At 55.2% G+C, this 12,941-nt stretch carries 8 protein-coding genes, 1 tRNA gene and 1 other RNA gene; 4 read left to right on the top strand and 6 right to left on the bottom strand.

What is annotated here, in order from left to right:
• Window positions 1-198: 198 nt before the first annotated feature.
• From J1785_RS10250 to J1785_RS10225, 6 genes are all read right to left on the bottom strand, one after another.
• A non-coding RNA gene (locus J1785_RS10250) (RtT sRNA) lies at window positions 199-328 on the bottom strand.
• A 32-nt stretch (window positions 329-360) separates the two neighbouring features.
• Window positions 361-437, bottom strand: a tRNA-Pro gene (locus J1785_RS10245).
• Window positions 438-537: 100 nt separating this feature from the next.
• Complete coding sequence (eptB, locus tag J1785_RS10240; protein ID WP_129991513.1) at window positions 538-2,217, bottom strand: kdo(2)-lipid A phosphoethanolamine 7''-transferase; 1,680 nt, start codon at window positions 2,215-2,217, stop codon at window positions 538-540.
• 266 nt (window positions 2,218-2,483) lie between these two features.
• Entirely contained in the window at window positions 2,484-2,906 is a 423-nt protein-coding gene (locus J1785_RS10235; protein ID WP_013573432.1) for an organic hydroperoxide resistance protein, read from the bottom strand.
• A gap of 128 nt (window positions 2,907-3,034) precedes the next feature.
• On the bottom strand, window positions 3,035-3,493 hold the full coding sequence (locus tag J1785_RS10230) for a MarR family winged helix-turn-helix transcriptional regulator (RefSeq protein WP_129953959.1): 459 nt from the start codon (window positions 3,491-3,493) through the stop codon (window positions 3,035-3,037).
• 73 nt (window positions 3,494-3,566) lie between these two features.
• Entirely contained in the window at window positions 3,567-5,012 is a 1,446-nt protein-coding gene (locus J1785_RS10225; RefSeq protein WP_217219351.1) for an alpha/beta hydrolase, read from the bottom strand.
• Window positions 5,013-5,295: 283 nt separating this feature from the next.
• On the opposite strand from J1785_RS10225, the gene atzF reads away from it, so the two are divergent.
• From atzF to urtA, 4 genes are all read left to right on the top strand, one after another.
• Window positions 5,296-7,146, top strand: a complete 1,851-nt coding sequence (gene atzF / locus J1785_RS10220) for an allophanate hydrolase (protein WP_217219350.1) — start codon at window positions 5,296-5,298, stop codon at window positions 7,144-7,146.
• A 9-nt stretch (window positions 7,147-7,155) separates the two neighbouring features.
• Window positions 7,156-10,788, top strand: coding sequence for an urea carboxylase (uca, locus tag J1785_RS10215; RefSeq protein ID WP_217219349.1), 3,633 nt, complete (start codon window positions 7,156-7,158; stop codon window positions 10,786-10,788).
• A gap of 40 nt (window positions 10,789-10,828) precedes the next feature.
• Window positions 10,829-11,551, top strand: coding sequence for a GntR family transcriptional regulator (locus J1785_RS10210; RefSeq protein ID WP_129953966.1), 723 nt, complete (start codon window positions 10,829-10,831; stop codon window positions 11,549-11,551).
• An 84-nt stretch (window positions 11,552-11,635) separates the two neighbouring features.
• Window positions 11,636-12,904 carry an urea ABC transporter substrate-binding protein gene (urtA, locus tag J1785_RS10205; RefSeq protein ID WP_129953968.1) on the top strand — a complete coding sequence of 423 codons (1,269 nt, stop codon included), beginning with the start codon at window positions 11,636-11,638 and terminating at the stop codon, window positions 12,902-12,904.
• Window positions 12,905-12,941 lie beyond the last annotated feature (37 nt).

The following is a 12,941-nucleotide window of genomic DNA, read 5'->3' as shown; positions in this document are numbered from 1 at the left end:
ATGTTATAGGGTTTTTAAATTCTGGCTCATAAATTGCAAGCGGAAAAAGGCGAAAAAAACCTGCTTTAAAAGCAGGTTCTTCAAACTCATCCTCTTTACTACAGGCGAAAAAAACCTGCTTTAAAAGCAGGTTCTTCAAACTCATCCTCTTTACTACAGGCGAAAAAAAACCTGCTTTAAAAGCAGGTTTTTCAAATATGGTCGGCGAGAGAGGATTACGCGCATCTGCGATGCTTGCCCTGCGGGCCGTTGCTAAAGCAACGTGGTCTCGCTTCGCTCGGCTCAAACCTCCTTCGGAGGTTCTCATCCTCTTTACTACAGCCGAAAAAAAACCTGCTTTAAAAGCAGGTTTTTCAAATATGGTCGGCGAGAGAGGATTCGAACCTCCGACCCACTGGTCCCAAACCAGTTGCGCTACCAAGCTGCGCTACTCGCCGAATGGGGCGCATCTTACTGCGACCCCCTGGGAGCGTCAATGGCTTTTTGAAACATCCGAACTGACTGGCCAGAAATTATCCGATACGCCGCCAAAATGACCTACAACTTCTGTTCTGCCTGAGGTTTGGCACACCAGTTATTCGCCGGATTGATACCACCGTCTGGCGAGGTGTAGCCCAGGCAGCCCAAAATTGAATCGAATAACTCCACATGGCGTTTCTTTGCGCCCACACGTTGCTGCGCCTGTAACTGCTCAAATGCCAGTTTATGGTCCGGTTGTTCAAGGAAACTATCCGAAGCCCATACCATCATCGGCACGCGGAACTGCTCCGGCGGTGCCATCTCGCGTGGTGTACCGTGCAGATGCGAATTCTCATCGATAGATTCACCGTGGTCCGAGGCGTAAAACACCAGCGCTTTCTTATCACGCAACTGATCAATCACGTTGTCGATAAAGGTATCGGTATACAACACGCTATTGTCGAAGGCATTAATCAGTTCCGCTTTGGTGCAGGTATTGCTCTTACACTCCGGTGTGTACCGGGCGTAACTGCGCGGATAGCGCTGGGAATACAGATAGTGCGAGCCTTTGGTATGCAGGATCACCAGATGCTTGCCTTTAGGATGCGTTGCCAGTGATTGCTGTAACTCATTGACCAGCAACATGTCATCCACCGGTTTGCCATCGTTGCGCTTTTCCGAGGCGATGATTTCGCGGAAGGAGAAATTATTGGTGTCAGCATTATTATAGAACCACAGCTCGCTTTGCATCGCGAACAGCTCAGAGGTGAAGCCCAGCGACTTCATCACTGCAAATATGTTCTGCTCTTTCAGTGTACGCTGCGGGTTATCCGCCGTACCGCCTTCACGCACGAACATACAGCGCAGTGACAACTTAGTGGCCGTATCGCAGGATGTCCCGCGAAACGCGACCAGATTCTTCTCTTTGGACAGGCGCGGCGTGGTATCGCGCTCATACCCTAAAATCCCCATGTGATCCCAGCGGGTGGTTTCACCGATGATAAACACCACATAGGTGTCATCAATACCGGCGGGTGGCACATAAGTAAATTCTTTTGCAGGATCAAAATAATGGCTGGCATCCTGACTTTCATCCACCTGCGTATAGGCGTACAAACCCAGTGCAGCCAGCCAGTTAGAGGGCAGATAGGAGTGCGCGACCACGCCGCCATAACTCGGCAGATCCACGTTAGTTTTCTTCTCATTGACGCTCTGGGCGTGATCCAGAGAACGCAGCGGCAACCAGACCAGCAATGCCGCCGCCAGCAGCACAGTTAAAGGCAACGCCCGCTGTCCCGGCGTTTTCATCTGCTCAATCAGTGTAAAGCGCAGATTGTTTTTCCAGATGAGGAACAGGGGGATTGCGCTGACCAGCGCCATCCAGATAAACAGGTGATAACCGATGATCTCTTTGCTCAGATCGATATCAGTGGTCATCACCGACACCACAATGCCGTAACCGATCACCACATTGAACATCACCATGTAATAACTGGCAGCAACGGAAATCAGCACCAGCAAGCTGGCGATAACGCGGAAGAACAGCCGCCCGCCCAGTGAGAGGAGACGCAGAACAAAGAAGGTGAATAAGACGATGGCGCAGACTTCAGTGACGGCCTGCACCAGTTCAGCTGATGTGAAATGATTGACCAATGCAGCAAAGCGGCGCTGGAACACAGAGACATTCAAAAAAATGCCAATGTAAATCGCTAACAATAAAGAGATATTTTGCTGCGATAGAGTCTTCACTCTATTCATGAAAAGTAACTTTCCTAACGTATTTTGAAAGATTTGGAATCATTGTGACATGTTTATAGCGGACTGGTTCACAGATTATGCTGAGAATGAGGTGTATATGGCGTTCAGAAGGGTTATGCCTGTACGGCGACATCAATTTTTTTTGAATGTTTTCTGTTTGTCAGGGAATACACACGGAAAAAGCAAAAAGGAGGCCGGAGCCTCCTGAGATTTTTGTTTTGATACATCACAACATTCCCCTGGTGAAGGCGTTGTGGATCAGAACACTATTTAACGTTCAGCGTGACGTCGATATTGCCACGGGTCGCGTTGGAGTACGGGCACACCTGATGCGCTTTAGCCACCAGCGCTTCGGCTTCGCTGCGCTCAAAGCCCGGCAGGGTAATATCAAGCTGCACTTCAATACCATAGCCGCCAGGGATGGCTCCAATCCCTACCGCACCTTCAATTTTAGCGTCAGCCGGGATCTTAATTTTTTCCTGCGCGGCCACGGCTTTCAGTGCACCAAGGAAACAGGCGGAATAACCGGCAGCAAAAAGTTGCTCAGGGTTAGTACCGCCCCCCATGCCGCCCATCTCTTTTGGCACACCCAGTTTGACGTCAAGAACGCCGTCATCGGAAGTCGCACGGCCATCACGGCCACCGGTCGCGGATGCATGAGCACGATACACAACTTTTTCAATAGACATATTTCGTTCCTTATCGGTGATAAACACTTATTAGTTTTAAACGATTTAATCGTGCACTACTTTATTAATACTATCCGACACTCCGAAGAAGCACTTGCGGAATCGTCTGTTTCATACGGCACTCAGACTTACGCTTTATCCTGAAGCTTAGCCCGTAATACTTCGAGCTGCTGTTTCAGCGCCACGATTTCGCCGACATCGCATTCTGTCGCACACAGAATGGCTTCGGGGATACCCTGCGCTTTTTCGCGCAACATCTTACCCGCAGCGGTGAGAGAAATAATCACCTGACGTTCGTCGGCTTTGGCGCGCTGACGCACCAGCAGATCTGCCGCCTCGAGGCGCTTTAACAGCGGCGTTAAGGTCGCTGAATCCAGAAACAATTTTTCACCAATTTCCGACACCGTGACTTCATCACGTTGCCACAGCACCAGCATCACCAGATATTGCGGATAAGTGAGTCCGAGCTGCCCGAGCAACTTACGGTAAACCTTATGCAGTGCCAGATTCGCAGAGTAAAGCGCGAAACACATCTGTTGATCCAGATGCAGCATGCGGTTTTGTGTCGGGTCGGTATCTGTTTTCATGTTCATGTCGCCAATATATATAGCGCACGATATTATCGCAAGCATATTTTATTGTTCATCTGCTTTGCCTGCATCAAAAACCTTCAATACGCTGCAACATGTACGGATAAAACGGGTTAGATGAAACCCGCATCAGTTGATCCATACTCACCACCAGTGCGCCATTTTCCCCGCGGGCCGCCAGTGTTCCCAGCCTGATGCCAAATTGCGCCGGGCCTTGAGGACTGCGCCCGTACAACGAATCGTCAGTCGGGAAAGGCAGCGAGACATGCGATAACGAATAGAACTCTGAAGGATAATTCAACCCCAGCGGGCTGACCGCCGCAGTACCTTGCCCCGCCGCAGTAGTTTTTGCGACAGCGGCGGCATCATCCGGTGAGGCATTGGTGACAACCGTCGTCTGATACGTGCGCGGTGGCGCAGGTAACAGGCGCTCTGCTGCAGCTTCAGAGGAAGGACGCAACAGCGGGCCGACATAAGCACTGCGGTTGATATCAAACAGCACCAGCTGGCTGCCGTTGGCGGGAAGCTGATTAAACAACGCCGTCACCACCGCACGGGAACTGACGGTGGAATCGACAACTGACTGAAACGCCAGCAACGGCGGTAACTGCGCCAGCTTGCCAGTTTGCGCATCCTTGCTGATCTGCTGCTGCAAAACATGAGTAAGCAGATAGGACTGACGGGCGGCTTTTACAGGGAAGGAATTGTATTTAAAAGGATTAAATTCCGGCATCAGGTTCAGCCAGGCCGTTTTGGCAAAGGCCGGGAAAATAGCCGGCCAGCCCGCATAGCCTGCAAAGCGTGCAAAACTCGTCACACCAATCATCGGGGAAATCAGCACCACGCGCGTAGGCCTCGCCAGTGCAGGGTTATCAAGGGCATCCAGCGTGTATTTCATCGCCAGCGCTCCCCCGTTTGAAAAACCCACCAGTTGCAGTGGCACATCTGTGCCAGCTGCGCGACGCGCCTCACGCACCGCCAGCCGGGTGGCCGCCAGCCACTGCTCCCAGTCCACCCGCGTCAGCCCGCCGGGTACGGTGCCGTGGCCGGGCAGACGGATACCGACAGCCACAAATCCACGGCGGCGATAATCCTGCGCAATATGCCTCAGGCTGTAAGGGGAATCCGTCAGGCCGTGTAACAACACCACAGCGCCGACCGGCTTACCGTCGGGCATCAGTTCATAAGAACGGTTCCAGTCCTGTGCAAAACGTTCCGGATAAATCGGGCTGCGGTCATAATAGCGGTTGAGCGGGATACGGTCCCCGCTGTCCAGCTTATCCGTCACCTGCTGCTTCACTTCAACAAAAGCCTGTTGCTCGGCACGTAAATAGGCAGGCCAGTCGCTTTTATCAAGCTGTTCGGTGCTCAGCTCGTCCGGCACCAGTTTATGCCATGGCTCAAGCGGCGGCCCCTGTAAGGCGTCATAAGTACGCACCCCGAAAAGCGTAATAACCACCAGAATCAGTGCCAGTAACAGTTTTTTCAGGCGTTCAGAGAGACGACGAAGTTGCATTAAGCAGGGGTTTCCTAAAAAAGTTTTGCAGAAAGACAGCCTCTTAAAGATATGTCCTTCAGGAGCATTATTGGGAAAATAATAATGCAATTACCTGGAACGGTGGCTGCACAAAGCGCAAATTTTCGCCCCATTTTTGTTCAGTTGCATTCCGTCCATGGTGCAACAAATATACAGCCCGGTTATATAACGAACCCTAAACCCATTAATATCAATAGCTAATGATTTGGCACAGGCTTTGCTTAGATGAATTCAATCTTGTATACCAGATGGGATTCAGAAAATGGCCTCAGTTTCAGACACCGTTGCGTCACCCTTTCGCGGCTTTACCTTACGGGAATGGCAGCAACATTATCGCAGCGCGCCGGACAGCCTGCGCACCACGCTTTCCCTGGTTTTGGCAAGCCTGAGTGAAACAGACACCGCCTGGATTTATCTCGCCACGGCAGAGCAGCTTGAAGCACAAATCACCCGTCTTGAAACCCTGCGCGATCAGGCTGAAGGTTCCCTGAGCGCCCTGCCGTTGTTTGGCGTGCCGTTCGCCGTCAAAGACAATATGGATATCGCTGGCTGGCCGACCACGGCAGCCTGTCCGGCGTTTGCTTATACCGCAGATGCGGATGCCACCGTTATCGCCAACCTGAAAGCCAAAGGCGCGGTGGTGATCGGTAAAACCAATCTGGATCAGTTTGCCACCGGTCTGGTGGGCACCCGCTCACCGTATGGCGCCGTACGTAATACATTCAATCCGGAGTACGTCAGTGGTGGTTCCAGTTCCGGTTCTGCGTCGGTGCTGGCCCGCGGTCTGGTGGCATTTTCGCTGGGTACCGACACCGCCGGCTCCGGACGCGTTCCGGCTGGCTTTAATAATATTGTCGGGCTGAAACCGACCAAAGGCTGGCTGTCGAATACCGGTGTGGTGCCGGCCTGTCGCCTGAATGATACCGTCTCGATTTTCGCCCTGACCGTCGCCGATGCCCAAATCATTGCCCACGCCGCTGGCGGATATGATGCCGCCGATGCCTATTCCCGTAAAAATCCACATACCGCGCCGGTGGCCTTACCGGCACAGCCGCGCATTGCCGTGCCCGATCGTCTGGAATTCTTTGGCGATACACAGGCAGAAGCGGCGTTTAACCAGGCCCTCGATCACCTGCGCCACCATGGGGTGACACTGGAACCCATTGATTTCACGCCGTTCCGCGAACTGGCTGAACAGTTGTATTACGGTGCGTGGGTGGCAGAACGTACCGTGGCGGTTGGCGAAATATTTGAGGAAAGTCCGGAAGCGATGGATCCGGTCGTGCGCGGGATAGTGGCTAATGGCGTGAACTATACCGCCTGTGACGCCTGGCGCGCCGAGTATTTACGGGCGGAACTGGCGCGCAAAATTCATCTGGCGCTGGAAGGATTTGACGCGCTGGTCGTGCCGACATCGCCAACCATCCGCACACAGGAAGAGTTGGTACAGGAGCCGGTGCTCTACAACTCGCAGTTCGGCATTTACACCAACTTCACCAATCTGGCGGATTTGTCAGCGCTGGCGCTACCTGCCGGTCTGCGTGCGGACGGCCTGCCCGCCGGTATCACCCTTATCGCTCCCGCCTGGCACGATGATGCGCTGGCGAATTTTGGCCGTCAGTGGCAGCGCAGCCTGAGCCTGCCGCTCGGTGCGACCGGGCTTACGATGAAACCTGAAGAATTCATGACTGCCACGCCGGTGAATGCTGCCTGCGTGCGCGTCGCCGTAGTCGGCGCTCACCTGACCGGTATGCCACTCAATTTCCAGCTCACCAGCCGCCATGCGGTGCGCGTCGAACAAACCACTACCGCGGCTACCTACAAGCTCTACGCCCTCGCCAACACCACACCGCCCAAACCGGGGCTGGTGCGGGCGGAAGGCGGCAGCACCATCATCGTCGAACTCTGGGATATCCCGCTGGCGCGCTTTGGTGAATTTGTCGCTGAAATCCCGGCACCGCTGGGTATCGGCTCTCTCGAACTGGCAGATGGCCGCATCGTAAAAGGGTTTATTTGTGAACCGTGGGCGATCAGCGGAGCCACAGATATCACGGCGTTTGGCGGCTGGAGAAGTTACCTCCACAGCCTCAATTCATCACCGGTAAAAAGCTGAGGAACGCACATGTTCAATATCGTATTGATTGCTAACCGTGGCGAAATCGCCTGCCGTGCGATCCGCACGCTGAAACGTCTGGGCATTACCAGCGTGGCCGTTTATTCCGATGCCGACCGCAATGCACCGCATGTCACACAGGCGGATATCGCCATCGCGCTGGGCGGCGAAAAGGCCAGTGATAGCTACCTGATGATCGACAAAATTCTGGCCGCCGCCAAAGAAACCGGCGCGCAGGCAATTTATCCGGGATACGGCTTTTTATCCGAAAGCGCAGAATTCGCCGATGCCTGCGAAGCCGCCGGGATTGCCTTTATCGGCCCGACCGCCGGACAAATCCGCGAGTTTGGCCTCAAGCATCGCGCCCGCGAATTAGCCGGAGCCGCAAATGTGCCGATGACGCCGGGCACCGGTTTGCTCGACAGCATTGATGAAGCGGTGAAAGCTGCCGCTGAAATCGGCTATCCGGTGATGCTGAAAAGTACCGCGGGCGGCGGGGGGATTGGCCTGACGCGCTGCGACGATGAAGAGACATTACGCGCCGCGTGGGACAGCGTGAAACGTCTCGGCGAGCAGTTTTTCCGTGATGCCGGTGTGTTTCTGGAACGCTTTGTCGATCGCGCCCGCCATGTCGAAGTGCAAATTTTTGGCGACGGCAAAGGCCGCGTGGCGGCTCTCGGTGAACGGGACTGTTCATTGCAGCGCCGCAATCAGAAAGTCGTGGAGGAAACGCCTGCACCGAATCTGCCGCAGGCCAGCTGCGAAGCGTTACATCGCGCCGCCGTGCAGCTGGGTGAATCGGTCAGTTACCGCAGCGCCGGTACCGTTGAATTTATCTATGACGCCGCGCGCGACGAATTTTATTTTCTCGAAGTGAATACCCGTTTACAGGTTGAACATCCGGTCACCGAAATGGTCACCGGTCTGGATTTGATCGAATGCATGCTGAATGTTGCCGCCGGTATCCCGCTGAACTGGTCTGCCATGGAAAAATCCCCGCAGGGCGCGTCCATGGAAGTGCGTATTTACGCTGAAGATCCGCTGAAGAATTTCCAGCCAAGTCCCGGCGTGCTGACTGAAGTATTTTTCCCCGGCGATGTGCGTGTCGACGGCTGGGTCTCTACCGGCAGCGAAGTGTCAGCATTTTATGACCCGATGATCGCCAAGCTGATTGTTCACGGCACCGATCGTCAGGATGCACTGGTGAAAATGTCCGCCGCGCTGACCGCCACCCGCCTGCACGGTATCGCCACCAATATCGATTATTTGCGACAGGTGGTTGCCACGCCGGTATTCCGCGAAGGTCAGATGTGGACACGCATGCTCGACAGTTTTGCTTACGCGCCAAACGCCATCGAAGTGATTGCCCCCGGCACCTACAGCAGCGTGCAGGATTATCCGGGACGTCTCGGTTACTGGGATATCGGCGTGCCGCCTTCCGGCCCGATGGATGATTTCGCCTTCCGTCTCGCCAACCGCATTGTCGGTAATCATCCGGATGCCGCTGGCCTGGAATTCACGTTGCAGGGGCCGGTGCTGCGTTTTCATTGCGACACCGTTATCGCACTGACCGGTGCACGTTGCCCGGCAACGCTTGACGGCGAACCCGTGTCTTACTGGCAGCCGGTGGAGGTGAAAGCCGGTCAGACGCTGACGCTTGGCCGCGCCACGCAGGGTTGCCGCACTTATCTTGCCGTGCGTAATGGTTTCGACGTGCCGGTGTATCTCGGCAGCCGCTCAACCTTTGCGCTCGGGCAGTTTGGCGGTCACGCCGGCCGCACGCTGCGCGTCGCCGATATGCTGACCGTCTCGCAGCCGGCACTCGCGGCCTGCACTACGCCTGCGCCGGTCAGTTTACCGCAGGCAGCAGCGGAAAATATCGTGCCGCCTTACGGTGAACTCTGGAATATCGGGGTGCTTTACGGGCCACACGGCGCACCGGATTTCTTCACGAAAGAATCCATCGATGCCTTTTTTGCTGCCGAATGGCAGGTGCATTACAACTCCAACCGCCTCGGTGTGCGGCTGGTCGGTCCGAAACCGCAATGGGCGCGACAGGACGCCGGCGAAGCCGGTCTGCATCCCTCGAATGTTCATGACTGTGAATACGCCATTGGCGCGATCAACTTTACCGGCGACTTTCCGGTGATTCTGACCCGCGACGGGCCAAGCCTCGGCGGTTTCGTTTGCCCGGTGACCATCGCCAAAGCCGAACTGTGGAAAGTCGGACAGGTAAAACCGGGCGATAAAATCCGTTTCCATCCGATCAGTTTTGAGCAGGCGCAGGCGCTGGAACAGGCACAACAAGCCACGCTCGATTCACTGATGCCGGTCAACGCGGTAGCGCTGCCCGTGCCGTCCCTGCTGCCGGACAACACCGCTTCCGCCACGGTTCTTGCGGCTTTACCGGCGACGGCGGAACGCCCGTCGGTGGAATACCGGCAGGCAGGTGACAGCTACGTGCTGATTGAGTACGGCGATAACGTGCTGGATCTGGCGGTGCGCATGCGCATTTATCTGCTGATGAACGCCATCAGGGCCGCCGGTCAGCAAGGTATAGAAGAACTGTCGCCGGGCGTGCGCTCGCTGCAAATCCGCTACGACAGCCGTGTGCTGCATCAGACCGCGCTGCTGCAACACTTACTGACGCTGGAACACAATCTGGCCGATGTCAGCCAGCTGAAAATCCCGACCCGCATCGTGCATATGCCGATGGCGTTTGAAGATTCAGCGACGCTCGGTGCGGTCGAACGCTATCAGCAAACCGTGCGGGCCGATGCGCCGTGGCTGCCCAATAACGTTGATTTCATCCAGCGCACCAACGGGCTGGCAAACCGTGAAGAGGTGAAAAACATCATTTTCGACGCCAGCTATCTGATCCTCGGCCTGGGTGATGTCTATCTCGGCGCACCCTGCGCGGTGCCGGTCGATCCGCGCCATCGCCTGCTCAGTTCCAAATACAACCCGGCGCGGACCTTCACCGCCGAAGGCACGGTCGGCATCGGCGGCATGTACATGTGTATTTATGGCATGGATTCGCCGGGCGGCTATCAGCTGGTCGGCCGCACGCTGCCGATCTGGAATAAGTTCCTGAAAAATGAGCAGTTCAGGAATGGTGAGCCGTGGCTGCTGCACTTCTTCGACCAGGTGCGGTTCTACGAAGTTACTGAAGCCGAACTGGAAGTTCAGCGCGAAGCTTTCCGTGAAGGGCGCGCACAAATCCGTATCGAAGAGACGGAGTTCGATTTTGCGCGATATACGCAATTCCTTGCGGATAACGCCGCCGATATTGCTGATTTTCGCACCCGGCAAACTGAAGCTTTTACCCGCGAAGTGGCGCACTGGCACGAAGCGGAAAGCGCCGCCGTGGAAGCGGCTGCCAACGCCGTGCAGTTAGTGGAAGACGATGCGGATCAGGACGGGCATTTGGTCAGCGCCGACCTCAACGGCAATGTCTGGAAAATTCTGGTGCAGCCGGGGCAGCAGGTCGAAGAAGGCCAGCCGCTGATCGTGGTGGAGGCCATGAAAATGGAGCTGTCAGTGAACGCACCCTGCGCCGGCACTGTCCTCAAAATCAGTTGCCAGCAAGGCCGTCCGGTCGGGCCAGGTGATGCATTGTTGTGGCTGGACACCGCCGTCTGAAGCCGTTCAACACTGTTTTAAAAACCTAAGGGAATATTTTATGCAACTGACTGGCCCGAAATCTTCACGCAGTAAAAGCCGTCCGGAAGGGCTGGCGGAACGCATTTATCAGCAACTGAAAGACGACATTTTCAGTTTTCGCCTGCTGCCGGGTGACCGGTTCAGTGAAAACGACATTGCCGACCGGATGGACGTCAGCCGCACACCGGTACGTCAGGCGCTGTTCTGGCTGGAGCACGAAGGCTACGTCGAAGTGTTTTTCCGCAGCGGCTGGCAGGTGCGCCCGTTCGATTTCGACTTTTTCGAGCAATTGTACGACCTGCGCATCGTGCTGGAACTGGAAGCGGTAAAACGGCTGTGCGCATTGCCGCCTGCCGCCCAGCCCTTGCAGCTGGCCGAACTGAAAGCGTTCTGGGTTGATCAGCCTCAGCTGGCAGATGGCCAGGTGGTATCGCGTTATGACGAAGCGTTTCACATGACGCTGGTGGCTGCAGCCGGTAACGCCGAAATGGCGCGTATCCACCGCGAACTGACGGAGAAAATCCGCATCATCCGGCGTCTGGATTTCACCAAAGGTGAGCGGGTTAACGCCACCTATAAAGAGCATGCGGGCATTTTGCTCGCCATCATTCAACAACAAACCGGGGAGGCACAACGCCAGTTACACGACCACATTGCCGTCAGTAAAGCCGAGGTGCGAAAAATTACTTTGCATATGTTGCACCGGGCGCGGGCGGAGAGTGACGAGGGCAACCCGTCATGACTTTTTTAAATGTTGTTTCGACTTTCATCATACCCGCGTTCTCTTAACGTATTTAAATCACAGCATTTTACAGAGGATTCATCTATGCAACGTCGACGTTTTATTAAAGCCTTTGCTCTTTCCGCCACCGTAGTCAGCATGGGCCTGGCCTGGAGCGCGCAGGCTGCCGACACCATCAAAGTCGGTATCATGCACTCGCTTTCCGGCACCATGGCGATTTCAGAAACCCCGCTGAAAGACGTGGCGCTGATGACCATTGACGACATCAACGCCAAAGGCGGCGTGCTGGGCAAAAAACTGGAACCGGTGGTCGTCGATCCGGCTTCCAACTGGCCATTGTTCGCCGAAAAAGCCCGCCAGTTGCTGACGCAGGATAAAGTCGCGGTAGTGTTTGGCTGCTGGACCTCGGTGTCGCGTAAATCCGTGCTGCCGGTGTTTGAAGAACTGAACGGCCTGCTGTTCTATCCGGTGCAATACGAAGGCGAAGAAATGTCGCCAAACGTGTTCTACACCGGTGCAGCGCCTAACCAGCAGGCGATCCCGGCGGTGGAATATCTGATGAGTGAAGACGGCGGTGCGGCCAAACGCTTCTTCCTGCTCGGCACCGATTATGTGTATCCGCGAACTACTAACAAAATTCTGCGCGCCTTCCTGCATTCCAAAGGCGTGAAAGACAGCGATATCGAAGAAGTCTATACGCCGTTCGGTTACAGCGATTATCAGACTATCGTCTCCAACATTAAGAAATTCTCCGCAGGCGGAAAAACTGCCGTGATTTCCACTATCAACGGTGATTCCAACGTGCCGTTCTACAAAGAGCTGGCAAATCAGGGTGTGAAAGCGACCGATGTGCCGGTAGTGGCGTTCTCTGTGGGTGAAGAAGAACTGCGTGGGATCGACACCAAACCGCTGGTGGGCGATCTCGCGGCGTGGAACTACTTCGAGTCCGTCGATAACCCGACCAACAAGAAATTCGTGGCCGAATGGAAGGCCTACGCTAAAGCCCACAAACTGCCAAACGCCGATAATGCGGTCACCAACGACCCGATGGAAGCGACTTATGTCGGTATCCATATGTGGGCACAGGCGGTGGAAAAAGCCGGTACGACGGACGTGGATAAAGTCCGCGCCGCCATGGCCGGGCAGACCTTCGCCGCACCATCCGGCTTCACGCTGACCATGGATAAAACCAACCATCACCTGCACAAACCGGTGATGATCGGCGAAATCGAATCCAACGGTCAGTTCAATGTGGTCTGGCAGACCGACAAACCTATCCGCGCCCAGCCGTGGAGCCCGTACATCGCGGGTAACGATAAAAAGCCAGATACTCCGGTAAAAACGACTCACTGATCATTCATGAGTCGCCATTCATACCCCATCCCAACCC

Source organism: Rahnella perminowiae (assembly GCF_019049755.1).
Classification (GTDB): domain Bacteria; phylum Pseudomonadota; class Gammaproteobacteria; order Enterobacterales; family Enterobacteriaceae; genus Rahnella; species Rahnella perminowiae.
The sequence above is the reverse complement of the archived record's forward strand: the minus strand, read 5'-3'. Positions and strand labels throughout refer to the sequence as shown.